This window comes from Saccharopolyspora sp. ASAGF58, assembly GCF_012277335.1.
Lineage (GTDB): Bacteria > Actinomycetota > Actinomycetes > Mycobacteriales > Pseudonocardiaceae > Saccharopolyspora > Saccharopolyspora hattusasensis.
This window is the reverse complement of record NZ_CP040605.1, coordinates 4,386,024-4,411,128: the sequence shown is the minus strand read 5'-3', so window position 1 is coordinate 4,411,128 and position 25,105 is coordinate 4,386,024. Positions and strand designations below refer to the sequence as shown.

At 69.6% G+C, this 25,105-nt stretch carries 21 protein-coding genes; 10 read left to right on the top strand and 11 right to left on the bottom strand.

Annotation, left to right across the window (positions count from 1 at the left end):
• Positions 1-30 precede the first annotated feature (30 nt).
• Positions 31-942 (bottom strand): tRNA (adenosine(37)-N6)-dimethylallyltransferase MiaA, encoded by a 912-nt coding sequence (miaA, locus tag FDZ84_RS21110; protein WP_168587307.1) that lies wholly within the window; start codon positions 940-942, stop codon positions 31-33.
• Between the two features lie 297 nt (positions 943-1,239).
• Complete coding sequence (locus tag FDZ84_RS21105) at positions 1,240-1,770, bottom strand: hypothetical protein (protein ID WP_246868317.1); 531 nt, start codon at positions 1,768-1,770, stop codon at positions 1,240-1,242.
• Between the two features lie 526 nt (positions 1,771-2,296).
• Between FDZ84_RS21105 and FDZ84_RS21100 the strand changes: the two genes are divergently transcribed.
• The gene (locus FDZ84_RS21100) at positions 2,297-3,622 is read left to right on the top strand and encodes a DUF349 domain-containing protein (protein ID WP_168587305.1); all 1,326 of its coding nucleotides are present in this window, start codon (positions 2,297-2,299) and stop codon (positions 3,620-3,622) included.
• A gap of 53 nt (positions 3,623-3,675) precedes the next feature.
• Here the strand turns inward: FDZ84_RS21100 and FDZ84_RS21095 are convergent, their stop codons facing one another.
• Genes FDZ84_RS21095 through miaB form a run of 3 tightly spaced genes read right to left on the bottom strand, consistent with a single transcriptional unit; the run spans position 3,676 to position 6,384 of the window.
• Positions 3,676-4,389 carry a tyrosine-protein phosphatase gene (locus tag FDZ84_RS21095; RefSeq protein WP_168587304.1) on the bottom strand — a complete coding sequence of 238 codons (714 nt, stop codon included), beginning with the start codon at positions 4,387-4,389 and terminating at the stop codon, positions 3,676-3,678.
• A 55-nt stretch (positions 4,390-4,444) separates the two neighbouring features.
• A complete protein-coding gene (locus FDZ84_RS21090; protein ID WP_246868316.1) occupies positions 4,445-4,921 on the bottom strand; it encodes a hypothetical protein in 477 nt (158 codons plus the stop codon).
• A complete protein-coding gene (gene miaB, locus FDZ84_RS21085) occupies positions 4,909-6,384 on the bottom strand; it encodes a tRNA (N6-isopentenyl adenosine(37)-C2)-methylthiotransferase MiaB (protein ID WP_256413551.1) in 1,476 nt (491 codons plus the stop codon). Before miaB ends, FDZ84_RS21090 begins: the two co-directional genes overlap by 13 nt.
• Positions 6,385-6,627: 243 nt before the next feature.
• Between miaB and FDZ84_RS21080 the strand changes: the two genes are divergently transcribed.
• From FDZ84_RS21080 to FDZ84_RS21065, 4 genes are all read left to right on the top strand, one after another.
• Positions 6,628-7,356 carry an amino acid ABC transporter ATP-binding protein gene (locus FDZ84_RS21080; RefSeq protein ID WP_210435735.1) on the top strand — a complete coding sequence of 243 codons (729 nt, stop codon included), beginning with the start codon at positions 6,628-6,630 and terminating at the stop codon, positions 7,354-7,356.
• Between the two features lie 29 nt (positions 7,357-7,385).
• On the top strand, positions 7,386-8,285 hold the full coding sequence (locus FDZ84_RS21075) for a glutamate ABC transporter substrate-binding protein (RefSeq protein WP_168587301.1): 900 nt from the start codon (positions 7,386-7,388) through the stop codon (positions 8,283-8,285).
• A 67-nt stretch (positions 8,286-8,352) separates the two neighbouring features.
• Entirely contained in the window at positions 8,353-9,000 is a 648-nt protein-coding gene (locus FDZ84_RS21070) for an amino acid ABC transporter permease (protein WP_168590236.1), read from the top strand.
• Positions 8,997-9,860 carry an amino acid ABC transporter permease gene (locus FDZ84_RS21065; RefSeq protein WP_168587300.1) on the top strand — a complete coding sequence of 288 codons (864 nt, stop codon included), beginning with the start codon at positions 8,997-8,999 and terminating at the stop codon, positions 9,858-9,860. The genes FDZ84_RS21070 and FDZ84_RS21065 overlap by 4 nt, the downstream gene beginning before the upstream one ends.
• Before the next feature lie 206 nt (positions 9,861-10,066).
• Here the strand turns inward: FDZ84_RS21065 and FDZ84_RS21060 are convergent, their stop codons facing one another.
• Positions 10,067-10,681: a transporter substrate-binding domain-containing protein gene (locus FDZ84_RS21060; RefSeq protein WP_168587299.1), complete on the bottom strand. Its 615-nt coding sequence runs from the start codon at positions 10,679-10,681 to the stop codon at positions 10,067-10,069.
• A gap of 178 nt (positions 10,682-10,859) precedes the next feature.
• On the opposite strand from FDZ84_RS21060, the gene edd reads away from it, so the two are divergent.
• Together edd and eda are read left to right on the top strand one after the other, a co-directional pair.
• On the top strand, positions 10,860-12,707 hold the full coding sequence (gene edd / locus FDZ84_RS21055; RefSeq protein ID WP_168587298.1) for a phosphogluconate dehydratase: 1,848 nt from the start codon (positions 10,860-10,862) through the stop codon (positions 12,705-12,707).
• 151 nt (positions 12,708-12,858) lie between these two features.
• Positions 12,859-13,494: a bifunctional 4-hydroxy-2-oxoglutarate aldolase/2-dehydro-3-deoxy-phosphogluconate aldolase gene (gene eda / locus FDZ84_RS21050; protein ID WP_210435028.1), complete on the top strand. Its 636-nt coding sequence runs from the start codon at positions 12,859-12,861 to the stop codon at positions 13,492-13,494.
• A 303-nt stretch (positions 13,495-13,797) separates the two neighbouring features.
• Here eda and FDZ84_RS21045 read toward each other — a convergent pair whose 3' ends face one another.
• The 3 genes from FDZ84_RS21045 to recA form a co-directional block, all read right to left on the bottom strand.
• On the bottom strand, positions 13,798-14,436 hold the full coding sequence (locus FDZ84_RS21045) for an HAD family hydrolase (protein ID WP_210435027.1): 639 nt from the start codon (positions 14,434-14,436) through the stop codon (positions 13,798-13,800).
• Positions 14,437-14,594: 158 nt separating this feature from the next.
• Positions 14,595-15,215, bottom strand: a complete 621-nt coding sequence (locus tag FDZ84_RS21040) for a regulatory protein RecX (RefSeq protein ID WP_246868315.1) — start codon at positions 15,213-15,215, stop codon at positions 14,595-14,597.
• Between the two features lie 27 nt (positions 15,216-15,242).
• On the bottom strand, positions 15,243-16,283 hold the full coding sequence (gene recA / locus FDZ84_RS21035) for a recombinase RecA (RefSeq protein WP_093265124.1): 1,041 nt from the start codon (positions 16,281-16,283) through the stop codon (positions 15,243-15,245).
• 263 nt (positions 16,284-16,546) lie between these two features.
• Between recA and FDZ84_RS21030 the strand changes: the two genes are divergently transcribed.
• Entirely contained in the window at positions 16,547-17,317 is a 771-nt protein-coding gene (locus FDZ84_RS21030) for a DUF4383 domain-containing protein (RefSeq protein ID WP_246868314.1), read from the top strand.
• A 212-nt stretch (positions 17,318-17,529) separates the two neighbouring features.
• Here FDZ84_RS21030 and FDZ84_RS21025 read toward each other — a convergent pair whose 3' ends face one another.
• Complete coding sequence (locus FDZ84_RS21025) at positions 17,530-17,724, bottom strand: DUF3046 domain-containing protein (protein ID WP_150070255.1); 195 nt, start codon at positions 17,722-17,724, stop codon at positions 17,530-17,532.
• A gap of 37 nt (positions 17,725-17,761) precedes the next feature.
• Between FDZ84_RS21025 and FDZ84_RS40045 the strand changes: the two genes are divergently transcribed.
• Entirely contained in the window at positions 17,762-17,890 is a 129-nt protein-coding gene (locus FDZ84_RS40045; RefSeq protein ID WP_256413550.1) for a hypothetical protein, read from the top strand.
• A gap of 5 nt (positions 17,891-17,895) precedes the next feature.
• Here the strand turns inward: FDZ84_RS40045 and FDZ84_RS21020 are convergent, their stop codons facing one another.
• Positions 17,896-19,725, bottom strand: coding sequence for an Hsp70 family protein (locus tag FDZ84_RS21020; protein ID WP_168587295.1), 1,830 nt, complete (start codon positions 19,723-19,725; stop codon positions 17,896-17,898).
• A 528-nt stretch (positions 19,726-20,253) separates the two neighbouring features.
• Here FDZ84_RS21020 and FDZ84_RS21015 point away from each other — a divergent pair.
• Positions 20,254-24,822, top strand: a complete 4,569-nt coding sequence (locus FDZ84_RS21015) for an ATP-dependent helicase (protein ID WP_168590233.1) — start codon at positions 20,254-20,256, stop codon at positions 24,820-24,822.
• Positions 24,823-25,105 lie beyond the last annotated feature (283 nt).

Below are 25,105 nucleotides of genomic sequence, written 5' to 3'. Positions count from 1 at the left end.
GACGTCGCCTCGGAGGAGAAGCGCTGTTCCCTACTCGCCCAGCAGCGCGCGGACGTCTGATGCCAGCGTCGGGTCGGCGGCGTCGAACCAGTTGATCCGCGCGTCTCGGCGGAACCACGAGCGTTGCCGCCGGACGAAGCGGCGGGTGAGCTTCGCGGTCTCGGCCGCGGCGGCGGCCATGTCGCCCGCTGCGTCGAGCTCGGCGAGCACCTGCTGGTAGCCCAGCGCGCGGCTGGCGGTGCGGCCGCACCGGAGCCCGGCCTTCTCCAGCCTCCGGACCTCGTCGACCAGCCCGGCGTCGAACATCCGGGTCACCCGGCGGTCCACCCGGTCGTCGAGGTCCTCGACCGGCCGGTCCAGGCCGATCAGCACCGCTCCGTAGCGGGGTGGTCCGGGCTTGGGCAGGTTCGCCGAAAACGGCCGCCCGGTGATCTCGATGACCTCCAGCGCCCGGACGATGCGGCGACCGTTGCTGGCCAGGATGGCTTCCGCGGCCGCCGGGTCGAGCTCCTGCAGCCGCCGGTGCAGCTCGGCCGGGCCGACCCGCACCAGCTCCTGCTCGTACTTGTCCCGCACCTGCGCATCGGTGCCGGGGAAGAACAGGTCGTCGACGACGGCCTGCACGTAGAGGCCGGAGCCGCCCACCAGCACCGGGGTCCGTCCCCGGGTGAGGATGTCTTCGACGGCGTCGCGTGCCTGCTGCTGGTAGGCCGCCACGGAGGCGGTTTCCGTGACGTCGAGGACGTCCAGCAGGTGGTGCGGAATGCCGCGGCGTTCCGCGACGACGAGCTTGGCCGTGCCGATGTCCATCCCTCGGTAGAGCTGCATGGCGTCGGCGTTGATCACCTCGCCGTCGAAGGCCGAGGCGAGCTCGATGCCGAGGTCCGACTTGCCGGTGGCGGTGGGACCGACGATCGCCACCAGATGCGGGAAAGACTGCACCCCTCGACCTTAGAAGCGCGTGCCGGGCGCGCAGCACAGCGGTCCGCCCGGCATTTCTGCTGGCCAGGGGTCGCGACTGGGTTAGGGCGCTGTAGAAGCTGTATTGGACGATCGTCCGGGGGTGCGGTAGGGCGGTGCACCCTCGCAACGCACCGCCTTGGGTTCTCAGACGTCGTCCGGTGAGGACAGTCCCGAAGCCGCGTATTGGTCATGCACAAGTCGGGAGGCCCGCAGACCAGACGCATCCGCATCGCCACGTAAGACGAGTCTGGCAGCAGCCCCTGCGGAAACACCTGTTCAGGCTGTGCGGGTCCAGGTCGCCACATGGTAGGTGACCCCGAACGGGGTGGCCGAGTACAGCAGTTCGCCGCGCCAGGTCCCGCCGGTGGCCTCAACGACTCCGGGCAGGACCTGGAGCGCGGCCCGGCCCGCGACGCCGAGCTCCGCGCAGGGTTCCGGTTCCAGCGCAAACAGCGCTGCCGTGTCGACGTCGGCCAGCGCGGTGCGGATCTGCTCGTCGACCGGCTTGGCCCGCTCGTCCGGCGAGTACGGCGAGCGCTCGTCGGAGCGGTTGGTGCCATCGGCGAGCACCAGGAGACCGACATCGCCGGCAGCTAGCTCCGCGCCGAACCGCTGGCAATCCCCGGTCGGCGTGTCCGGCGCCAACAGGTGCGTCGTGACCGCCAGCGCCCCTGCTTGCTCGCGAAGGAGTCCGGCGATCAACGCAGGTAGCGGCAGCTTCGGATCAGGGGTGCCGGCGCCACCGAGCGTCACCGGGAAGTCGACGCCGTAGCCCGCGAAAGTGCCCGCTGTGTCCGGTCCGAGCACCTGCGGCCCTGATTGATCTACGCCGACAGCCACCCATTCGGCGGCAGAGTCAGTCAGACTGGACACGGCGCGCAGACAGGCGCCCCGCAAGCGAGCGGTTTCCGGATCGGCCCGCACGGTCAACGCGGGAACCAGCAACGGCGGGTAAGGCACCACAGCGATACGGGTGATCACACCTGTGCACGGTAGAGGTCACGGGCGAGTTGGCTAGAGCAGGGAGCCGCAACCGGCGGCCGGAGGCTGAGGCGGGTTTCCGCCCCCTGCCCGCTGCGGCCGAACGGGTGCCTGATGACAATGAAGCCGTGCAGGTCACAAGTTCGATCCGGGCACCACGTCGCGGTACGCGCCGACTCCCCGGCGCATCGGTTCCGCAACGGAGTACCGATTCGCGCCCTGACCTGTTTGAATGCGCCAGCGGAGGCCGGACCACCGAACGGTTCGGGTCGACGCTTGCTGGGCCCCGCCGATGCGGGGCGCCCGTGCCGGACACGGGCATCAGAGCGGGCACGCAAGGAGGAAGCCGGCCATGACGCACCAGGACACGACCCCCGAGGCAGTCGCCAACAAGGCGGCCGCGGACTCGACCACCAGCACCACCGGGTCACCCACGGCTGCGCCCGCGGTACCGACCGCTTCCGCCGACCCTGCCAAGTGGGGGCGGGTGGACACCGACGGCACGGTGTACGTCCGCACCCCCGAAGGGGAGCGGGCGATCGGTTCCTGGCAGGCCGGTGATGCCGCCGAGGGGCTGGCCCTCTACGCGCGGAAGTTCGACGACGTGCTCACCGAGGTCGAGCTGTTGGAAACCCGGTTGAGCACCCACGCCGGTGAGCCGAAGCACACCCTGACCAGCGCGAAGCACCTGCGCGACTCGCTGGCCGAAGCCGCCGTGATCGGCGACCTGGCGGCGTTGACCGCCCGGATCGACCACCTGGTGGTGCAGGCCGAGCAGGCCGTCGAGGGTGCCAAGCACGAGAAGGAACGCGCCCGGGCGGACGCCGTCGCCCGCAAGGAAGCGCTGGTCGCCGAGGCCGAGCAGATCGCCGCCGAGTCCACGCACTGGAAGAACGCCGGCGACCGGCTGCGTGAGATCCTCGACGAGTGGAAGAAGGTCCGCGGCGTCGACCGCAAGACCGACGAGCAGTTGTGGCGCCGGTTCTCCAAGGCCCGAGACGCCTTCAGCCGCCGCCGGGGCTCGCACTTCGCCGAGCTCGACCGGCAGCGCGCGGCGTCCAAGGCGCACAAGCAGGAGCTGGTCGAGGAAGCGGAGTCGCTGACCGAGTCCACCGACTGGGGCGAAACCGCGAACCGCTACAAGCAGCTGATGACGGAGTGGAAGGCCGCCGGCCGCGCCCCGAAGGACAGCGACGAGCTGCTGTGGCAGCGCTTCCGCGCCGCGCAGGACCGGTTCTTCAGCCGCCGGTCGGAGGCGTTCTCCGAGCGCGACGCCGAGTTCGCCGCGAACGCCAAGCTGAAGGAGGAGCTGCTCGTCGAGGCCGAGCAGATCGACCCGTCCGCCGACCTCAAGGCCGCGCAGGCCCACCTGCAGCGGATCCAGGAGCGGTGGGACGAGATCGGCAAGGCCCCGCGGGAGCGGATGCGGGAGCTGGAGGGCAAGCTGCGCGCGGTCGCCGACCGGGTGCGGTCGGCCGCCGACGCGCAGTGGCGGCGCACCGACCCGGAGGCGCAGGCCCGGGTCGACCAGTTCCGCGACCGGGTGGAGCAGTTCGACGCGCAGGCCGAGAAGGCCCGCGCGGCGGGCGACGAACGCCGTGCGAAGCAGGCGGAGGAGCAGGCCGCCCAGTGGCGTGAGTGGCTGACGGCTGCGGAGCAGGCGATCGCCAGCCGCTGACGGGGTTGCAACACCGGAGGCCCGCCTGCGCGTCCGGCGCACCGAACTCGCCGTCAGGCGAGCAACCTCGCCCGGAGGGCGGCGAGGTCGTGGTCGGTGCAGCCACCGGAGCGCAGGTGGGCCGCTGCGTGGAACGAGTCGAGGGCCGCCGACAGCGCCCTGACCCTGGTGGTGCCGTGCTGGGCGAGTGCCTCGTCGATCAGCGGTTCCTGGTCTGGCCAGCCGAGCCTGTCGAACAGCGGTCGGAGCCGGTCGTGGCTGAGCTCGTGGTCGGCGATGATCTCGTCGGCCGCCACCCCGGCGAAGGCGAGCAGCACCAGTGCGATGATCCCGGTCCGGTCGCGGCCGGCGCTGCAGTGCACGAGCACCCCGCCGGGTTCGGCGTGCGCGATCGCGGTGACGACTTTGGCGGTGCGATCCGGGAAGCGGTCGAGGAACGGCTTGCAGTAGAGCGGCGTGCCGTGCAGCCGCTTGCCCCAGTAGCCCCAGAACTCGACGTCGTCGACGGGATTCAGCGGCAGCCGCAAGGCGGTCAGCTCAGGTGGGCGCGCCGATTGTGCGGGCAGCGCGCCGCTGCCTTCTTCGGTCAGGTCGATGACGGTGCGGATGCCGTGCTCCCAGACCTGCCCCCACCCCGATTCGGTCAGGAACGCCGGGCTCGCGGACCGCACGACAGCACCCTGGCGGATCCGGCGGCCGTCCGCAGCGGGCAGCCCACCCAGGTCGCGCACGTTGTAGCCGCCGTCCCACTGGAGATCACGTGACATACCGGTGAGACGCCCGCGAAAGTGATCGGGTTGCACTGGCCGGGCGAACCAGAGGTCAGGAACGGGACCAGACGATCCGCATCCACTGCACGGCCAGCACGGCCATGCACGCCACCGCGAGCAGCAGGCCGATCGACGGGCCCTCCGCGCCGCTCGTCTGGCGAGACCAGATCGCGATCACGCCCTCGAAGGTCACCACCACACCGGCGAGCCCGGCCAGGAACGCGAAGATCCAACGCCGGGTGATCAGCGCCAGGGCGCCCAGGCCGATCCCCACGATCGTCGAGTTGATCGCGAACAACCGCGGCAGCAGGCCGATCTTGAGCGCCGGGTCGGCCTGCCCCATCAGCACCTCCCAGCCCGCGGCACCGCGGACCCACGGCAGCAGCGAGCACAGGACGAGCACGAGCATCACCGATGCGATCACCAGCGCGCGCTTGCCGGGGTCGATGCGACGCAGCACCTCACGTTCCGGCCCGGTCAGCGCGCGGCGCGACCCGTCCGAACCTTCCGCCTTGCTCAACACGCACATCCCTGCTGCTCGGCCGGCTGCTGCGGCGGGGTTCCGAACGACGGCAGCCCGAGGCTGACTCCGGAAGTCTTGGGCCGCACGCCCTCTTCCCAGTGATCACCGGCGATGGTGCGGCGGTGGCCGGTGATGTCCGTGTCGGCGACCAGGTGGTGCGGCGCGGCACGCGTGATCGTGGTGCGCACGACGTCGCCGGGACGGATCTCGCCGTCGGTGGCACCGGTCGGGGCGAAGTGCACCAGCCGCCCGTCGCGGGCCCGGCCCGAGAGCCGGTGTGTCTCGGCGTCCTTGCGGCCCTCCCCCTCGGCGACCAGCAGTTCCACCGGGCGGCCGACCAGCTTCTTGCTCTCCTCCCAGGAGATCTCGTTCTGCAGCGCGACCAGCCGGTCGTAGCGCTGCTGCACGACCTCCTTGGGCAGCTGGTCGGGCATCTCGGCCGCGGGCGTGCCGGGCCGCTTGGAGTACTGGAAGGTGAACGCGCTGGAGAATCGCGCCTGCCGCACGACCTCCAGCGTCTGCTCGAAGTCCTCCTCGGTCTCGCCGGGGAAGCCGACGATGATGTCGGTGGTGATCGCCGCGTCCGGCATCGCCTCGCGCACGTTGCGCACGATGTTCAGGTACCGCTCGGAGCGGTAGGAGCGGCGCATCGCCTTGAGGACCCGGTCCGAACCGGACTGCAGCGGCATGTGCAGCTGCGGGCAGACGTTCGGCGTCTCGGCCATCGCCTCGATCACGTCGTCGGTGAAATCGCGCGGGTGCGGCGAGGTGAAGCGGACCCGCTCCAGCCCCTCGATCTCCCCGCAGGAGCGCAGCAGCTTCCCGAACGCGAAGCGGTCCCCGAACTCGACGCCGTAGGCGTTGACGTTCTGCCCCAGCAGCGTCACTTCGAGCACGCCTTCGGACACCAGCGCCTGCACCTCGGCGAGGATCTCGCCGGGGCGGCGGTCCTTCTCCTTGCCGCGCAGCGCGGGCACGATGCAGAACGTGCAGGTGTTGTTGCAGCCGACCGAGACCGACACCCAGCCCGAGTAGGCCGACTCGCGGCGCGCGGGCAGGGTGGACGGAAAGACGTCCAGCGATTCGAGGATCTCGACCTCGGCCTCGTGGTTGTGCCGGGCGCGCTCCAGCAGGGCCGGCAGCGAACCGAGGTTGTGCGTCCCGAACACGACGTCCACCCAGGGGGCCCGCTTGACGATCGTGTCGCGGTCCTTCTGGGCCAAGCAGCCGCCAACCGCGATCTGCATGTTCGGGTTGCGGTCCTTGGCCGGCCGCATGTGCCCGAGGGTGCCGTAGAGGCGGTTGTCGGCGTTCTCCCGGACCGCGCAGGTGTTGAACACGACCACGTCGGCGGCGTCGGACTCGGCGCGCGCGTACCCGGCGTCTTCCAGCATGCCTGCGAGCCGCTCGGAGTCGTGCACGTTCATCTGGCAGCCGAAAGTTCGGATCTCGTACGTCCTCGTGCTCACCGTTCCACGGTAGCGCCTGGTCAGATCGCGGATTCACCCGCCCGGGAGGGTACGCGGCGGCCGGCGACGTGCGTCGAACCGGAGGTTTCGGACCGGCTACGCGACTCCGGAGCGTAACCAACTTGCAATCAGCGTTATCCGCAGCTGACTGGACTATCCCCCATCGGGGGCTTAAATTTCGGCCATCGAATCCACTTGACGCGTTCAGGAGAAGGAATGACCGCAGCTCCCACGGACGTCCCGATGATCCGGATGTCCGCGGTCGACAAGTACTTCGGCTCCTTGCACGTGCTGCGGGAAATCGATCTCGAGGTCCCCAAGGGCCAGGTCGTCGTGGTCCTCGGGCCGTCGGGTTCCGGCAAGTCGACGTTGTGCCGGGCGATCAACCGCCTGGAGCCGATCAACTCCGGCCGCATCGAGGTCGATGGGGTGCCACTGCCCGCCGAGGGCCGCACGCTGGCCGAACTGCGCGCTGACGTCGGCATGGTGTTCCAGCAGTTCAACTTGTTCGCGCACAAGACGATCCTGGAGAACGTGACGCTGGGCCCGATCAAGGTCCGCAAGGAGAGCCGGGACAAAGCTCAGGACAACGCGCTGCAACTGCTGGAACGGGTCGGCATCGCGAACCAGGCCGAGAAGTACCCGGCGCAGCTCTCCGGCGGGCAGCAGCAACGAGCCGCGATCGCCCGCGCGCTGGCGATGAAGCCGAAGGTGATGCTGTTCGACGAGCCGACTTCGGCGCTGGACCCCGAGATGGTCAACGAGGTCCTGGAGGTCATGACCGATCTCGCTGCCGAGGGCATGACGATGCTGGTGGTCACACACGAGATGGGCTTCGCGCGCCGTGCTGCGCACCGCGTGCTCTTCATGGCCGACGGTGAGGTGGTCGAGGACGCCGCACCGGAGAAGTTCTTCAGCACGCCGAAGAGCGACCGCGCCAAGGATTTCCTGGGCAAGATCCTCACCCACTGACCCACTTCAGAGAGAGGCAGCGAGACGAAATGCGAGCCAAGAAATTGCGGTTGGTGACGGTGCTGGCCGCATCGCTGGCACTGGCGCTGACCGGCTGTGGACGTGAGGGTGGTCCCAGCGGCGGCGAACCGCAAGTCCAGCAGAACGTCGCCCAGAACGTGCAAGTCCAAGGCTCACCGACGTTCGACCGGATGAAGCAGAAGGGCCGTGTGACGATCGGTGTCAAGGAGGACCAGCCCGGGCTCGGTTTCCGCGACCCGGTCACCAACCAGTACTCCGGTTTCGACATCGAGATCGCCCGGCTGATCGCCGCGCAGCTCGGGTTCGACCCGAACACCCAGATCGACTACAAGCCGATCCCGTCCACCGCGCGCGAGCAGGCGATCTCGACCGGTGAAGTGGACTACTACGTCGGCACCTACACGATCAACGACAAGCGCAAGGAACAGATCAGCTTCGCCGGGCCGTACTTCATGGCCGGGCAGGACCTGCTCGTCCGCGCGGACAACACCGACATCACCGGCAAGGACTCGCTCAAGGGCAAGAAGGTCTGCTCGGCGACCGGGTCGACCCCGATCCAGCGGGTCAAACAGGACCAGCTCACCGAGCCGCAGAACATCGTCGAGTTCCAGCGCTACTCGGAGTGCGTGCAGCAGCTACTCGACCGCCAGATCGACGCCGTCACCACGGACGACGCCATCCTCAAGGGCTACGCCGCGCAGGACCCGGACAAGCTGAAGGTCGTCGGCAAGACGTTCTCCGAGGAGCCGTACGGGGTCGGCCTCGCGCACGACGACACGGCGCTGCGCAACAAGATCAACGACATCCTGGAGCAGTCTGTGACCAACGGCGAGTGGAAGCGCGTCTACGACGCCACCCTCGGCAAGTCCGGATCGTCCGCCGAGCCCCCCAAGGTGAACCGCTACTGATCCCGTCATCGGATGCCCAGGGCCGCAGCGCGCCCTGGGCATCCGATTACTCCAGGAGTACTCATTGATCAACATCTTGGTGGAGTACGGCGACGTCCTCGCCAGAGGCTTCCTGCGGACGATCGAGCTTTTCCTGCTGGCCGCTGCAGCCTCGCTGGTACTGGGCACGATCCTGGCAACGCTGCGGGTCAGCCCCGTCCCAGCGTTGCGGGCCGTCGGCACCGGGTACGTGACCTTGCTCCGCAACACGCCGCTGACACTGATCTTCTTCTTCTTCGTCTTCGCCTACCCCAAGCTGGAGCTGATCCAGTTCCCGTTCTTCACCGCTGCCGTGATCGCGCTGACCATCTACACCTCAGCGTTCGTCTGCGAGGTGTTGCGGGCTGGGATCAACACGGTGCCGGTCGGACAGGCCGAGGCGGCGCGCTCCATCGGGCTCGGCTTCGCCCAGTCGCTGACCAACGTGATCCTCCCCCAAGCCTTCCGTGCCGTGGTTCCGCCGCTGGTCAGCGTGCTGATCGCGCTGTTGAAGAACACGACCGTCGCGGCTGGGTTCAGCGTGGCAGAGGTCGGCTCGGTCATCCCGTTCCTCAACGAGCAGGGTGAGCCAACACTGAACGCCTTCGTGTGGATCGCCATCGGCTTCCTGATCCTGGTTATCCCGCTGACCCTGATCCAGCGCAGCTTCGAAAAACGGTGGAGCGTGGCCCGATGAGCAGCGTTCTGTTCGACACTCCCGGCCCGCGCGCCCGCGTGCGCAACCGGCTCATCAGCGTCGTCAGCACCGTTGTGGTGCTTGCATTGCTCGGATACGTGGTGCTCCGCTTCTACGCCACCGGGCAGTTCGACGCCAGCAAGTGGGAATGGCTGCTCTACGAGCAGATCCAGCTGGAACTACTCGGGGCTCTGTGGAACACCGTCCGCGCGTTCCTCATGGGCGCCGTGCTCGCGCTGGCGTTCGGCGCGGTGTTCGCGCTCGGTCGGCTCTCCGACCACGCCTGGATCCGGATGCCGTGCACGGCGATCGTCGAGGTGTTCCGCGCGATCCCGCTGGTCATCCTGATCTTCTTTCTGTACTACGCGGCACCGGGGCTGGGCGTGAACTTCGGCCAGTACTGGTCGGTCGTGCTCGGCCTGACGCTCTACAACGGCTCGGTGCTTGCCGAGGTCTTCCGCGCTGGGGTTAACGCACTTCCAGCAGGGCAGAGCGAGGCGGCTTATTCCATCGGCATGCGCAAGAGCCAGGTCATGGGCAACGTGGTCCTGCCGCAAGCAGTGCGCGTCATGCTCCCAGCCATCGTGAGCCAACTCGTGGTGCTGCTCAAGGACAGCGCTCTGGGCTTCCTGATCACCTACCAGGAATTGCTGTACTACGCCCGGTACCTCGGTGGTATTCCCACGCTCGACCGGCCGATCATCCCGGTGAGCCTGGTCGTGGCAGCAATCTACATCTCGATATGCCTCTTGCTCACGTGGTTCGCCAACTACCTCGATCGGCGAAACCGACGCACGAAGAAGACCAAACAGATCGCGCCGGCTACCACGCCTCTTACAGAGACTCCGCTCGGAGACTGAAACAGCTCTCGGCTGCCGGGACCTGAACCGGGTCCCGGCAGCCGAGAGTAAGCGATCCGCTGGTTACTCAGGAATGTTGCGCTAGAGGCCACCTGCCGTCCGCCGGGCCGCTCGATGAGCTTCGGTCTGTCCAGCGCTGATCAGCCAGCTCGACCGTGAGCGTTTTCGGGTGCTACAGCGCCCAAAAACGCTCACGGGCAGTGAGGTCAGTGCGGGCGGGCGTTGATCCCGGCCGGGCGCAGGGTTGCGTCGTAGGCGCGCTGCCAGGAGCCATCGGCGACTGCGGCGTCCAGCATCTGCTGCAGATACTCGGCCAGTTTCTTGTCGTCCGACTTGATCACGACGTAGCGCTTGCTGTCGGTGACCACGTACGGCCCGACCACGGCCAGCTGCGGGGAATCGGCGGTGCCGCCGAGCAGGACGTCCACGTTGCCCGAGGCCACCGCGTCCAGCAGCAGGGTCGGCGGCAGACGCCGGAACTGCACCTGCGTCGGGGCGAGACCAATGCGCTTCGCCAGGTCGCGGGCGATCTCGACGTCGAAGCCCTGGTACTCGCCCGTCGGATCGCGGCTGACGAACTGCGGCGCGTCCACCCGCACCCCGACCAGGAGCTGGCGCCGCTGCTTGATCCGCTCGATGGTCGGCGAGGTGTCGAGCTCGACCGAATCGCCAACCGACGAGGCCGGGCTCGCCGGCACCGGCGTAGTCGGGGCGGGCAGGTTCGGCGGCGGCAACGCGTTCGACCCGGGCGGCACATCCTGCCCGCAGGCCGACAGCACGGCAGCCGCATACACCACCGCAACGAGCGCGCGAATCCGCATCGGCCCCCTCCTCACATCTCGATCTACCACCCATGATCGCGCACCCGGTGGCCCGATCGGGACCGGATCCCCGCCTGCTGTATCGATTGTGAAATCCAGGCCACACCCATTAGTGTGACTGCCGTCATGAGGCGCCAGCGTCGTCGCCCCGCATTTCGAGCCTTTCCGGAGGCGATCAATGGCGCGGCCAACGCAGCACGTCGTCGAAAAAGTCACCCAGCGGATCGCGGAACGCAGTGCCGCGACCCGCACCGCGTACCTCGAACGCATCCGAGAGACCGGGGCAGTCGGCCCGGCCCGCACTGAGTTGCCCTGCAGCAACCTCGCGCACGGCTTCGCGGCGTGCAGCGGTGCTGACCGGGTTGCGGTGCGTGGAGCCACCAAACCGGGCGTCGCGATCGTGTCCGCGTACAACGACATGCTCTCGGCGCACCAGCCCTACGCCGAGTTCCCGGCGTGGCTGAAGGACGCGGTGCGCGAGGCTGGCGGTGTCGCCCAGTTCGCCGGTGGCGTGCCCGCCATGTGCGACGGCATCACCCAGGGCCGCACCGGCATGGAGCTGTCGCTGTTCTCCCGCGACGTCATCGCGATGGCCACCGGTGTCGCGCTCTCCCACGAGATGTTCGACGGTGCCCTGCTGCTCGGCGTGTGCGACAAGATCGTGCCGGGCCTGCTGATCGGTGGGCTGTCGTTCGGGCACCTGCCGACCGTGCTAGTCCCCGCCGGGCCGATGCCCTCCGGACTGCCCAACCGGGAGAAGAGCCGCATCCGGCAGCTGTTCGCCGAGGGCAAGGCCAGCCGCGAGGACCTACTGGAAGCCGAGTCGGCGTCGTACCACTCGCCCGGCACCTGCACGTTCTACGGCACCGCCAACTCCAACCAGCTCGTCGTCGAGGTCATGGGCCTGCACCTTCCGGGGTCGAGCTTCGTGCCGCCGGGCACCCCGCTGCGCAAGGCACTCACCGAGGAGGCCGCCCGTCGCGTCGTGCAGCTCGGGCGCGGCGCCGACTACACGCCGATCGGCGAGATCATCGACGAACGGGCCATCGTCAACGGCGTAGTTGCGCTGCTGGCCACCGGCGGCTCCACCAACCACACGCTGCACCTGGTCGCCATCGCCGCCGCGGCCGGGATCGAGCTGACCTGGGACGACTTCTCCGACCTGTCCGCAGTCGTGCCGTCGCTGGCGAAGGTCTACCCCAACGGTTCGGCCGATATCAACCACTTCGCCGCCGCCGGGGGCGTGCAGACGCTCGTCATCGAGCTGCTCGACGCCGGCCTGCTGCACCCCGACGTCAAGACGGTCGCCGGGCCGGGGCTGGACCGGTACCGGCAGCAGCCATTCCTGGTGGACGGCGAGCTCGTGTGGCGGGATGCGCCCGCGAAGAGCCTGGACCCGGACGTGCTGCGCGGCGTCGATGAGCCTTTCGCGCCCGACGGCGGCCTACGGGTGCTGGACGGAAACCTCGGCCGCTCGGTGATCAAGGTGTCCGCGGTCAGCGCGGAGCGCCGCACCGTCACCGCGCCCGCCCGGGTCTTCGACGACCAGCACGGCTTCACCGCCGCGTTCCAGGCAGGCGAACTGGACCATGACGTCGTGGTGGTGATCCGCAACCAGGGCCCGCAGGCCAACGGCATGCCTGAGCTGCACGGGCTGACCCCCGCGCTGGGCGTGCTGATGGACCGCGGCCACCAGGTCGCGCTGGTCACCGACGGCCGGATGTCCGGCGCGTCCGGCAAGATCCCGGCGGCCATCCAGCTGACCCCGGAGGCCAGCGCGGGTGGGCCGCTGGCCCGCGTCCGCGACGGCGATGTGGTCCGGCTGGACGCCGACCGCGGCACGCTGGAGGTGCTGGTGCCCGACGACGAGCTCGCCGCCCGCGACAACGCACCGGTCGCCCCCGGAGCCCAGTTCGGCACCGGCCGCGAGCTGTTCGCGGCGTTCCGGCAGGCTGTCGGGCGGGCCGACCGCGGCGCCAGCGTGTTCACCCAACTGCAGGCGCAGCCGACCGACGCGACCGTCTGACACCGGCGACCACCTGCGCCGAACCCGACGAGAAGAGGCGGCTGTTTCCGCTGGTTACGTGCCGTGAGTACTTTTGGGTGCGATAGCGCCCAAAAGTACTCACGGGCACTCGACGGAACGCCGCACGCACTAGGAACGGATGAACCACCTCATGAACACTGCAGCTGAAGTGCTGGATCTCGCCCCGGTGGTGCCGGTCGTGGCGTTGGACGACGTCGCGCACGCCGTGCCGCTGGCCGAAGCCCTGCTGCGCGGCGGAATCCGCACCATCGAGGTCACGCTGCGCACCCCGGCCGGGCTGCCCGCGATCGAGCGCATCGCCGCCGAGGTGCCCGAGATGGTCGCCGGGGCGGGCACGATCACCGAACCAGGTCAGGCCAAGCGGGCCGCCGACGCCGGGGCGCGCTACCTGGTCACGCCCGGGACGACCGACCGGCTGCTCGACGACATCGACGCGTCCGGGGTGCCGTACCTGGCCGGCGCGGGCACGGTGTCGGAGGCGATGCGGCTGGCCGAGCGCGGGGCCACTGCGATGAAGTTCTTCCCCGCCGAGCCCAGCGGCGGTGTGCCGTTCCTCAAGGCGACCGCAGGGCCGCTGCCGGACCTGAAGTTCTGCCCGACCGGCGGGATCAGCCCGCAGACCGCGCCGAACTACCTCGCGCTGCCCAACGTGGGCTGCGTCGGCGGATCGTGGTTGGCGCCTAAGGACCTACTCGCTGCCGGCGACTGGCCGCGGATCGAGCAACTGGCCCGAGAAGCCGCCGCACTGCGCTCCCCGCAGCGCTAGCAACCGCCCGTGAGTCTTTTGGTGCTATGAGGTGCTATGAGGGCTGTTTCAAACTTGTCCCGCGTAGCGTGCGGGTAGCGGAGCATCAGACGCCGCCTGGACTCGGGGATCCCCGACTCTTCGCCCGCGCTCAACGGCTGCCGGCCTGCGCGAGCTCAACGGGCAGCACGACGTCGTCGACCGGCAATTCGTCGACGACGTCGTGCTGCCCCCCGGGACCGTGGACCCGGATCGTCACGACCAGCTCGCCGTCCAATGGGTTTCACGACATCGACTGCACGATCTGAACTGCAATAACAGTACTCATGAAAGCCAAGACACAGCTTCTTGAACGGAGTCAGCGACGGGGACGCCAGCCGCTTCCAAGGCACTTCGGCTCATGACCCCAGTTGTCACCAGCACACAGTTGGCTCCTGCGTGGGCCGCCGCTTCAGCATCGTCCACCACGTCGCCGATCACGACAGCTTCCTGTGGGGCAAGGCCCAGCTCGGCCAGATGCCGCTCCAGGTGGGCAGCCTTCGACCCCCCTCCAATTCCGGCCCGAAGACCGTCAACCTGCTTGAAGAGCGCAGTGAGCTCGTACTTCGCCACCAGCGGCACCAACTCATCGTGGAACCACATGGACAGCAGGGACTGACTGCGGCCCACCGTGGTCCACTCCTGCAACACATCGGGAACTCCGTTTGCCAGGCCGCAGGTGTGCAGTAGATCCCGGTACGCCTCGTGGTAGAGCACGTCGATGCGCGCCCAGTCTTCGTCACTCAGCGAGCGGCGCAGCAGCCGCTCGTAGCACTGCAACAGCGGACGGCTGAATAAGGACCGCCACTCGTCGAGGTCGATGTGTTCTCGATCGAAGGCGGTGCAGACCTCGTTCACCGCCGAGACCACGGCGTGATTATCCGAAAAGATCGTCCCATTCCAGTCCCACACGATGTGGTTCACGCGTCGCCTCGACTTCATGACGGGCACTCTACGATCCCGCACCGACGTTCCGGTACCACCGTCCCAGAAGGACTGTGCACATCGCGCACCGGCCGCTCGACAGATCTGCTCGCTCAGCAGGCGAACGCAACCGGCGAACGCAGCCGCGACGAGGTCGATCACGGGGATTCGAGGTCCGAGTCCGGGACGTCGGCGCCGGAGCGCTCAATTTCCTCTCGCACCACGCGGAAAGCCAGGCCTTCGGAATAGCCCTTGCGGGCCAGCATGCCCACCATGCGGCGCATCTTCGCCGCATGGTCCAGGTTCGCCATCGTGCGGAGCTTGCGCTGCACCAGCTCCCGCGCCTGCTCGACCTCCGCATCGCTATCCACAGTGGACAGTGCCGCTTCAACCACGTGCTCTTCGACACCCTTTCGGCGCAGCTCGAAACCGAGCGCCTTGCGCCCCAGCCCTTGGTACCGCTGCCTCGATTGCACCCACTCCTCGGCGAACGAGGCGTCGTCGACCAGGCCCGCGTCGACGAACTTCTGCAGCACCGCGTCCGCGACGTCCTCGTCGATCTCCTTGCGCAGCAAGGCTTGTCGCAACTCCGAGCAGCTACGCGCGCGAGCCGCCAGCAGCCGGTACACCGTGTCGCGGGCCAGCTGCTCGGCGTCGTCCGGCTTGCGCTGCGGCTTCGCGTCATCCGCCGCGTCCGAGAGACCACCCGGCGAGGCGTCGTCGGGGACGCGGCTCCGTACACCGCTCCCCCGACGCGTACCGTCACGGTTCATCTGCATTCGACGTCCAGCAGGTGCTCAGCGGGATCAGAAGTCCACCGGCGCCGGTTCGGCGTTCTCGGCGTCCAGCGTCGCCCCGATGCCGAGCTTCTCCTTGATCCGCTTCTCGATCTCGTTGGCGATGTCCGGGTTCTCCCGCATGAACTTGCGGGCGTTCTCCTTGCCCTGGCCGAGCTGGTCGCCCTCGTAGGTGTACCAGGCACCGGACTTGCGGATGATGCTCTGCTCCACGCCCATGTCGATCAACGAGCCCTCACGGCTGATGCCGATGCCGTAGATGATGTCGAACTCCGCCTGCTTGAACGGCGGGGCGACCTTGTTCTTCACCACCTTGACCCGGGTCCGGTTGCCGACCGCGTCCGAGCCATCCTTCAGCGTCTCGATGCGGCGCACGTCCAGGCGCACCGACGAGTAGAACTTCAGCGCCTTGCCACCGGTGGTGGTCTCCGGCGAGCCGAACATCACGCCGACCTTCTCGCGGAGCTGGTTGATGAAGATCGCGGTGGTCTTGGCGTTGTAGAGCGCCGAGGTCAGCTTGCGCAGCGCCTGGCTCATCAGCCGGGCCTGCAGACCCACGTGGCTGTCGCCCATCTCGCCCTCGATCTCGGCGCGCGGCACCAGCGCCGCCACCGAGTCGATGACGATGATGTCCAGCGCGCCGGAGCGGATCAGCATGTCCGCGATCTCCAGCGCCTGCTCGCCGGTGTCCGGCTGGGACACCAGCAGCGCGTCGGTGTCCACCCCGATCGCCTTGGCGTACTCCGGGTCCAGCGCGTGCTCGGCGTCGATGAACGCCGCGGTGCCGCCCAGCTTCTGCGCGTTGGCCACGGCGTGCAGCGCCACGGAGGTCTTACCGCTGCTCTCCGGGCCGTAGATCTCCACGATGCGGCCTCGCGGCAGACCGCCGATCCCCAGCGCGACGTCCAGCGAGATGGAACCGGTCGGGATGACCTCGATCGGTGCGCGCGACTCGTCGCCGAGCCGCATGACCGACCCTTTGCCGTACTGCTTGTCGATCTGGGCGAGCGCCAGCTCCAGCGCCTTGCCCTTGTCCGGTGTCGCTGCCATCGGGGGTCCACCTCGGTCGAGTCGAACTTGGTCGTCGTGTGTCAGATCAGACGCTACGGGCAGGGACCGACAATCCGGCTGCGGGGTGCTTCGCCGATTCGAGCCCGTGCGATTCCATCTTAAACGAACGGATGTTCGATCACCGGCCCGACACGCCAGCTCCGCCACCTGATCGTGTGACGGTGCGATCAGCGCGATCGAGGTGGACACTCGGAATAGCCCACCGGGTGAACCTGCCGCCCGGCCCCGAGGAGGTGCCGACCATGCGAATGGACCGCTACCTGCCACCCGACCACCCGCTGAGCCGGTTCTACCGGGTCGCGGCCGCCATCTTCGGTGCCTTCCTGCTGGTCTTCGGCGCGTTCGGGCTGGCCAACCGGGTTCCGCTGTTCACCACCAGCGGCATCGACATCATCGGGCTATCCAGCAACGGCCTGCTGGCCCTGGTCTCGGTCGTGGTCGGCGTCCTCCTGATCGGCGCCGCGGCCTGGGGCGGACCGGTCGCCTCCACCACCACCGCCGCCATCGGGGTGCTGTTCTTCCTGTCCGGGCTGATCAACCTGGGCCTGCTGAACACGCCCTGGAACGTGTTCGCCTTCAAGCTGCCGAACGTGGTGTTCAGCCTGATCGCGGGCATGCTGCTGATGTTCTTCGGGTTCTACGGCCGGCTCAGCGGCGGCCTGCCGCAGGACAACCCCTACGTGCGCTACCGGCACCACGAGCCACCCGCCCAGGACGTCCCGGAGCAGCGGCTGGCCGATGAACGGCGGATCGCCGAGCTCGAACAGATCTGCCGGGCCGAGGTCGCCGTCGCCGAGGGCCATCCAACGCCGGAGCAGCACCGGCTGGTGCAGTCCGAGGCGTACCGGCACATGCAGGAGGAACGGCGCCGGGCCTACCAGCACTACCAGGACGCGGGGCGCACCCCCGAGCAGCAGATCAGCGCGCAGAACCTGTGGGCGGACTTCGAGGTGCCGGAACGCCGACCCGCGCAGCGGCCGACCGCCGAGCGACAGGAGGGCCCGGAGTCCTGAGCCTGTTTCGAAAGTGGTTTGCGTAGCGGTGCGGGTAGCGGAACCTCAGAGGCCTTCTCGCGCAGGTGTTCCCCGACATCATGAATGCCAATTCACCGCGTCGGGGACTGGCCTCGCCGAGAGCCCTTCGGCGGGCACAGCCCCCTGAGAACCCGCGGCGGTGTCGGTTGAGTCCCACACCGCAAGCGGCTGCCGCCGCTTATAAAAACGTCCTAGCGCCGTTCGGCGGGAACTTCGAATGCCTCGCAGACGGCCTGCCAGACCTCCTTGGTCGACAGCCCGGCTTCCAGGGCCTGGTCGACCGTGCGCCCGCCGAGCGACGAGAAAACGTGGTCCTGGGCCAGCATCTCGGCGCGGACCCGGCCGAATTCGTCGGCCATGCGTTGGCGGAAAGCTGTGTGGCGCATCGCCCGAAAGCGTACCCGGCGCCCGTACCCTGGTGGTGTGCTGCTCCTGCTGGCCGATCCGACTGGCTTGTCCAGCCCGCTGGGCCAAGCGGTAATCGGCGCCGGGTCCCTCGTCGTCATCGCGCTCGCGGTGCGCTTCTTCTGGGAGCACCGCAACCGGCGGTGAGCCGATCAGGCGGTGCCGGGCTGGACCTTCTGCTCGAACTCGTCGGCCATCTTGCCCGGGTCCAGCTTCTTGTCGTCGTTGGGCTTGAGCACCATGCCGACCAGCGGGCGGTCGTCGACGGTGAACACCAAGGTGCCGAAGGTGTCGCTGGTGACCGCACGGTAGGTGCCGGACAGGCCGTTGCCGCTCCACTCCGCCTCGACCTGCTGGCCGCTGGTCACGCCGTTGAACTCCAGCAGCAGGTCGGCCCGCTTCTGCGCGGCCTCCTGCGAACCCAGCTGGGTGTAGATGATCTGGGTGCCCGAGTTGGGGTTGCCGATCGAGCAGGAGACCACGGTCCCGTCGAGTTCCCGCAGGCCGGGCATGATCCGCTGCCAGCCCTGCGCGCAGTTGGATTGCTCGGGAACGCTGCCGGCCAGGTTGGCCATGCAGGCGGTGAAGCCCTTGGCGTCGACGGTGCCGGGCTGCTGGCATTCCGCCGCGCTGGGGGCACCCGACCCGCCGGAGACGCGGAACACGATCGCCACGATCGCGACGATCACCGCGACGGCCGCGACCGCGCCGAGGCCGATCAGCAGATTGCGCCGCGAGCCGGGCTTGGCGGCGGGCTGCTGGAAGTGGGGTTGCTGCTGCTGCGGCGGCGCGACGGGGTAGGTGCGCACCGTGTCGGGTTCCCGGTATCCGACCTGCGGCTGCCCGGTTTGCGGGACGGCGACCGGGCCCGACGGCAGGTTGTTCCGGAAGTCCTGGGTCCACATCGCCGCCCCGTCTCGGGACACGTGGTGCGCCCCCAGCGCGACGGCGGTCTCCGGCTGGTCGAGGGTGGTCGCCACGATCCGCAGCTGCTCCCCGATCAGGCTGGCGACCAGCGGCAACCGGCTGGAGCCGCCCACCAGGTACACCCCGACGAGGTTCTCCGGTCCCATTCCGTTGGAGCGCAGCACTGCGGCCAGCAGCTCGACGCTGCGCAGCATGCTCGGTCGCACCAGCGCTTCCAGCTCCGCACGGGTGACCAGCACGTCGCCGAAAGGTTCCGGCATCGGCACCTCGGTCTGCGGGTGCCGGGAGAGGACTTCCTTGGCGGCGCGGACGTCTTCGCGCAGGGCGCGCTGGGCCCGCCGGTCGCCGGTGCTCGCCGGCCGCAGCAGCCGCTGCCAGCGCTGCGGGTCCTTGTTCGAGACCTGCCGCCCGACGTGCTCCAGCAGCGCCTGGTCGACGTCCAGGCCGCCGAGGTCGGCCAGGCCGTCCTCGGCCAGCACCGCGAACCCGTTCTGGGTGGCGCCCACGATCGCGCAGTCGAAGGTGCCCGCGCCCAGGTCGTAGACGGCCAACGCCTGGCCGGCGCCGAGGGTGCGGTCGGGAAACGACGCGAAGTGCGCGGCGGCGGCCACCGGCTCCGGGACCAGCACCAGGTTGCAGCTGAACCCGGCCAGCCGTGCGGCCGACAGCAGCACGTTGCGGCGGACCGTGCCCCACTGCGCGGGGTGGGTCAGCCGGACCTCGTCGGGCTGGGCGCCGCCGAGCTGCCGGGTGGTCTCCTCGGCGACCCGGTGCAGGACCGCGGCCAGCGCATCGGTGACGGTGATGACGTTGTCGCCGAGCAGCAGGGTGCTCTCGTCCACGCGGCGCTTCGGGTTCGGCTCGAACCTGGACGGGTCGAGCCGCGCCCGGCGCTCGGCGTCACGGCCGACGATGATCGCGCCGTCCTCGGTGGCGAACACCGCGGACGGCATGGTCGCCGAACCATCCACTTCGACCACCCGTGGTGGCCGACCGTGTGCGGACAGCACCGCGACGGTGTTCGAGGTGCCGAGATCCACTGACAGGACGCGCACCCGTCCCCCTCCCAAGCCTGACGCTTTCGGGGTCGAATGTTGCCACGTTCGGAGCGGCGAATTGCACAGATCCCCGCATTCATCGCGGATCACACCAACGTCGAGCCCTTGTGGACAGTCCCGTCCCGAGCACGCGGTTCCCCTCACCCGCCCCGCACGTTGGGGTCGTGAGTAGGCGACGCTGTTCCAGCACGGTTACGTATTCACAAACCATTGGCACGCGGTGTCAACGGGTCGTGCATCGCGCAAGGGCAAACGCAAGGGCCGCAAGCCGGGCTTCGGCGAAGTTCAAGGGCAAGCGTGCCGTGTTGTCGTGCCGGTTCACCACCGGCAGCTTCGGACTCGTTGACCGGGACCGTCGTCGTGTGACGCTACCGCGCATCGGTACCGTCCGGACGCACGAGTCCACCCGGAAGCTGGCGAGGCATGTGGACCGCGGCACCGCGCATCCGGTCGGCACCCCATGATCGTGGCAAAGCGCGCTTCTTCCCTGCCCTGAAGGACGGGCACCCGCGCTACGTTTTCCTGGTGACCGATGTGCTGGACGGCTTCTCCGCGGCGACCCGCGACTGGTTCCGCGGGGCATTCGCCGCGCCCACCGAAGCGCAGTGCGGGGCGTGGGAGGCGATCGCCGACGGCGAGCACGCGCTGGTCGTCGCGCCGACCGGCTCCGGCAAGACGCTCGCCGCGTTCCTCTCCGCCCTGGACAAGCTGGCCGTCGAGGGCACGCCCGCCGACGCGAAGCAGCGCTGCCGGGTGCTCTACGTCTCGCCGCTGAAGGCGCTGGCCGTCGACGTGGAGCGCAACCTGCGCGCGCCGCTGGCCGGTATCCGGCAGGCCGCGCAACGCCGGGGCGGCGCCCCGCCGGACATCCAGGTCGGCATCCGCACCGGGGACACCCCGGCCGACCAGCGCCGTTCGTTCGCCCGCACCCCGCCGGACGTGCTGGTCACCACGCCCGAGTCGCTGTTCCTGCTGCTGACTTCGGCGGCTCGGGAGTCGCTGCGCGGCATAGAGAGCGTGATCGTCGACGAGGTGCACGCGGTGGCGGGCACCAAGCGCGGGGCGCACCTGGCGCTGTCGCTGGAGCGGCTGGACGCCCTGCTGCCGCAGCCGGCGCAGCGCATCGGGCTGTCCGCGACGGTCCGGCCCGTGGAGGAGGTGCGGACGTTCCTGGCCGGTGGTCGGCCGGTGCGCACTATCCAGCCCGCGCACCCCAAGGAGGTCGAGGTCCGGGTCGAGGTGCCGGTGCCGGACATGGCCGCGCTGGGCGCATCGACCGGCGAGGTGGAGGGCCCGGCGGCAGGCGCGGAGCAGCACACGTCGATCTGGCCGTCCGTGCAGGAGCGGATCCTGGATCTGATCCGGCAGCACCGCTCGACCATCGTGTTCACCAACTCGCGGCGGCTGGCCGAGCGGCTCACCGCCGGGATCAACGAGCTCGCCGCGGAGGAACCGGTTGCGCTGGAGCGGTTCCCGGCCGAGGCGGTGGGCGGTTCCGGTATCGGCGGCGGCACCTCTGCGATCCTCGCCAAGGCGCACCACGGCTCGATGTCGAAGGAACAGCGGGCGGTGGTCGAGGAGGAGCTCAAGTCCGGGCGGCTGGCCTGCGTGGTGGCCACGTCGTCGCTGGAGCTGGGCATCGACATGGGCGCGGTGGACCTGGTGATCCAGGTGGAGACGCCGCCGAGCGTGGCCTCCGGGCTGCAGCGCATCGGGCGCGGCGGACACCAGGTCGGCGCGGTTTCGCGGGGCGTGGTGTTCCCGAAGTTCCGGGGCGATCTCGTCGGTTGCGCGGTGGTGTCGGAGCGGATGGCCGACGGGCTGATCGAGTCGCTGTCCTTCCCGCGCAACCCGCTGGACGTGCTCGCGCAGCACGTCGTGTCGATGGTCGCGATGGACACCTGGCCGGTGCCGGAGCTCGCGGCGCTGCTGCGGCGGGCCGCGCCCTACGCGGGGCTTCCGGACTCTGCGCTGCACGCGGTGCTGGACATGCTGGCGGGCCGGTACCCCAGCGAGGAGTTCGGCGAGCTGCGCGCACGCATCGTGTGGGACCGGGTGAACGACGAGCTGCGCGCGCGGCCCGGTGCGCAGCGGCTCGCGGTGACCTCCGGCGGCACGATCCCGGACCGGGGGCTGTTCACGGTCACCACGCCCGCAGACGAAGCGGGCAAGGGCGGGGTGCGGGTCGGCGAGCTCGACGAGGAGATGGTCTACGAGTCGCGGGTCGGCGACACCTTCCTGCTCGGCACCTCGGCTTGGCGGGTCCAGGACATCACCCACGACCGGGTCGTGGTGGTGCCCGCGCCTGGCGAGCCGGGCCGGATGCCGTTCTGGAAGGGCGATTCGCCGGGACGGCCGCTGGAGCTCGGGCGCGCCCTGGGCGCCTTCGTCCGGGAGCTGATCGGCGCGGACACCCCGGCGGCGCGGTCGCGCATCGCGGCGGCCGGGCTGGACGAGTGGGCCCAGGACAACCTGCTGTCCTACTTGGACGAACAGCGGCGGGCGACCCGGCACGTGCCGGACGACCGGACGATCGTGGTGGAGCGGTTCCGCGACGAGCTCGGCGACTGGCGGATGGTGGTGCATTCGCCGTTCGGAGCCAAGGTCAACGGCCCGTGGGCGCTGGCGATCGGAGCCCGGATCCGGGAGCGGCGCGGGATCGAGCCGCAGGTCGCCTCTTCCGACGACGGGATCGTGCTGCGGCTGGCCGATGCGCTGGACGAGTCCGGCGCGGAAGTGCTGCCGACCGCCGAGGACGTGCTGTTGCCGCCGGAAGAAGTCCAGCAGGTGGTGACCGACGAGGTCGGCGGCTCGGCGCTGTTCGCGGCCCGGTTCCGGGAGTGCGCGGCGCGGGCCCTGCTGCTGCCGCGCCGGGATCCGCGCCGCCGCACGCCGTTGTGGCAGCAGCGGCAGCGAGCCGCGCAGTTGCTGGCGGTGGCCGCACAGTACGAGCAGTTCCCGATCGTGCTGGAGGCGATGCGGGAATGCCTGCAGGACGTCTACGACCTGCCCGGTTTGACTGAGCTGATGTCGCAGGTCGCGGCGCGGAAGGTGCGAGTCGTCGAGGTCGAGACCCCGACCCCGTCGCCGTTCGCGCGCAGCCTGCTGTTCGGCTACATCGGCATGTTCCTGTACGAGACCGATGCGCCGCTGGCGGAGCGCCGGTCGGCGGCGTTGAGCCTGGATTCGACGCTGCTAGCGGAGCTGCTCGGTTCGGAGGCGCTGCGGGAGCTGCTCGACCCGGAGGCGCTCGACGAGATCGAGCAGCAGCTGCAACGGCTCGCCCCGGAACGGCACGCCCGCGACAACGAGTCCGCAATAGACATTTTGCGCTTCCTGGGAGATCTGACCGCGGCCGAAGCCGAGGCGCGGGGCGTGCGGCCGGAGTGGCTGGCCGACCTGGCCGGACAGCGACGAGTGCTGCAGGTCCGCATCGCGGGCGAAGAGCGCTGGATTCCGATCGAGGATGCCGGCAAGGTCCGCGATGCGCTGGGCGTCGCACTGCCGGTCGGCGTGCCGGAGGCGTTCACCGAGCCGGTCGCTGACCCGCTGGGCGACCTGCTGATCCGCTACGCACGCTGCCGCGGACCGTTCACCGCCGATGCCGCAGCGCAGCGATTCGGGTTGGGAGTGGCCGTCGTCCACGGCGTGCTGGACCGGTTGACCGGCAGCGGGCGGTTGGTCCGCGGCGAGCTTCGGCCGTTGGAGGCCGGTGGTGGCGGGGCGCTGGAGTACTGCGACGCCGAAGTGCTGCGGCGGCTGCGGCGGGCGTCGCTGGCGCGGCTTCGCGCGGAGGTCGAACCGGTGGAACCGGCCGCGCTGGGCCGTTTCCTGCCGGCGTGGCACGGCATCGGAGCCCGGTTGCGCTCCGCACCCACGGTGGACGACGTGTACGCCGTGGTCGAGCAACTGGCGGGGGCGCCGGTTCCGGCGAGCGGGTTGGAGTCGTTGATCCTGCCCGCCCGACTGCCCGGCTACTCCCCCGCGCTGCTCGACGAGCTGACCGCCACCGGTGAGGTCACCTGGGTCGGCTCCGGCTCCCTGGCCGGCGGCGACGGCTGGATCGCGTTGGCGCCCACCGATGTCGCCGACCTGCTGCTTCCGGACCTGCCGGAGGAGTCCGCCGCCGATTCGCCGCTGCACCGCGCTGTCGTGTCCGCATTGGACGGTGGCGCGTTGTTCTTCCGCCAGCTGGCGGATCGTGCGGGAGCCCTGCTGGTGGAGCAGGGCGAGGCCACGCCCGCCGACGACGCGGTCACTTCGGCTTTGTGGGACCTGGTCTGGTCCGGCACGGCGACCAACGACACCCTGGCACCGTTGCGGGCCTTGGTTTCCGGCCGCGGCGCGGCGCACAAGCCACGCCGGAGCGCACCGCGCGGCCGCTACGCGCGGTTGCGCGCAGGCCGTCCGTCGATGCCCAGCCGCAGTGGCCCGCCCACGGTGTCCGGACGTTGGTCGCTGGCGCCACAACCGTCGGGCGACCCGACCCGTCGAGCGCACGCGCGGGCCGAGGCCTTCCTGGAGCGGCACGGGGTGCTGACGCGCGGAGCGCTGGACATCGAGCGCGTCACGGGCGGGTTTTCCGCGGTGTACAAGGTTCTTCGCGCCATGGAGGAATCCGGTCGTTGCCGACGCGGGTACGTCATCGAGGGCCTCGGCGCCGCGCAGTTCGCGGTGCCCGGTGCGATCGACCGCCTGCGGGCCATGTCCCGCGAGGACAGTGCCGGCGACGCGGTGGTGCTGGCCGCTGCCGATCCCGCGCAGCCTTACGGGGCTGCACTGGAATGGCCTGCGGTGATGGGCGAAACCCGGCATCGACCGGGCCGCAAGGCCGGTGCGCTCGTGGTGCTCGTGTCCGGCGAAGCCGTGTTCTACGTCGAACGCGGCGGGAAGTCGTTGCTGTCGTTCACCGGCGACGAATCCGCCCTGCGCAGCGCGGCGGCCGGGCTGGCCCGGGTGGTCCGGGACGGCTGGCTGGAGCAGCTCGCGGTGCAACGCGCCGACGGCGAAGACGCTTGGGGGTCCCGCCTGGCCGAAGTGCTCACCGAAGCGGGATTCCGCGCCACGCCCAAGGGCCTCCGGCTGCGTGCCTGAGCACGGGCCTCGGTTCCGCGGTTCACGTGCCGTTGGATCAACTCCCCGAATTGCGCGGCGACGGCAAGCTCCCTTGCCCGGCCAAGCCGATCGTCGAGACGGAGGAGGCCAACAACCTCAGGATCGACTCCTCCCCGGCCCGAAGGCCGGGGTATCCGCCGATTGGAGTCCAGATTATCGGCTTGCCGCAAGGGAACTCGCCTCGGAACGACGCCGGGTGGACGGCAAGCACGCGAGCACGCAGCCGGGGACGAACCTCGCCTCCACCCGAATCTGGCCCAAC

Bases quoted from the DNA above. Each gene is read 5' to 3' on its own strand.
- FDZ84_RS21095 (WP_168587304.1), bottom strand. From the start codon at position 4,389: ATGTCACGTGATCTCCAGTGGGACGGCGGCTACAACGTGCGCGACCTG.
- FDZ84_RS21100 (WP_168587305.1), top strand. From the start codon at position 2,297: ATGACGCACCAGGACACGACCCCCGAGGCAGTCGCCAACAAGGCGGCC.
- FDZ84_RS21040 (WP_246868315.1), bottom strand. From the start codon at position 15,215: ATGCAGATGAACCGTGACGGTACGCGTCGGGGGAGCGGTGTACGGAGC.
- FDZ84_RS21030 (WP_246868314.1), top strand. From the start codon at position 16,547: ATGCGAATGGACCGCTACCTGCCACCCGACCACCCGCTGAGCCGGTTC.
- FDZ84_RS21065 (WP_168587300.1), top strand. From the start codon at position 8,997: ATGAGCAGCGTTCTGTTCGACACTCCCGGCCCGCGCGCCCGCGTGCGC.
- recA (WP_093265124.1), bottom strand. From the start codon at position 16,283: ATGGCAGCGACACCGGACAAGGGCAAGGCGCTGGAGCTGGCGCTCGCC.
- FDZ84_RS21075 (WP_168587301.1), top strand. From the start codon at position 7,386: ATGCGAGCCAAGAAATTGCGGTTGGTGACGGTGCTGGCCGCATCGCTG.
- eda (WP_210435028.1), top strand. From the start codon at position 12,859: ATGAACACTGCAGCTGAAGTGCTGGATCTCGCCCCGGTGGTGCCGGTC.
- edd (WP_168587298.1), top strand. From the start codon at position 10,860: ATGGCGCGGCCAACGCAGCACGTCGTCGAAAAAGTCACCCAGCGGATC.
- FDZ84_RS21060 (WP_168587299.1), bottom strand. From the start codon at position 10,681: ATGCGGATTCGCGCGCTCGTTGCGGTGGTGTATGCGGCTGCCGTGCTG.
- FDZ84_RS21080 (WP_210435735.1), top strand. From the start codon at position 6,628: ATGATCCGGATGTCCGCGGTCGACAAGTACTTCGGCTCCTTGCACGTG.
- FDZ84_RS21090 (WP_246868316.1), bottom strand. From the start codon at position 4,921: ATGTGCGTGTTGAGCAAGGCGGAAGGTTCGGACGGGTCGCGCCGCGCG.
- FDZ84_RS21025 (WP_150070255.1), bottom strand. From the start codon at position 17,724: ATGCGCCACACAGCTTTCCGCCAACGCATGGCCGACGAATTCGGCCGG.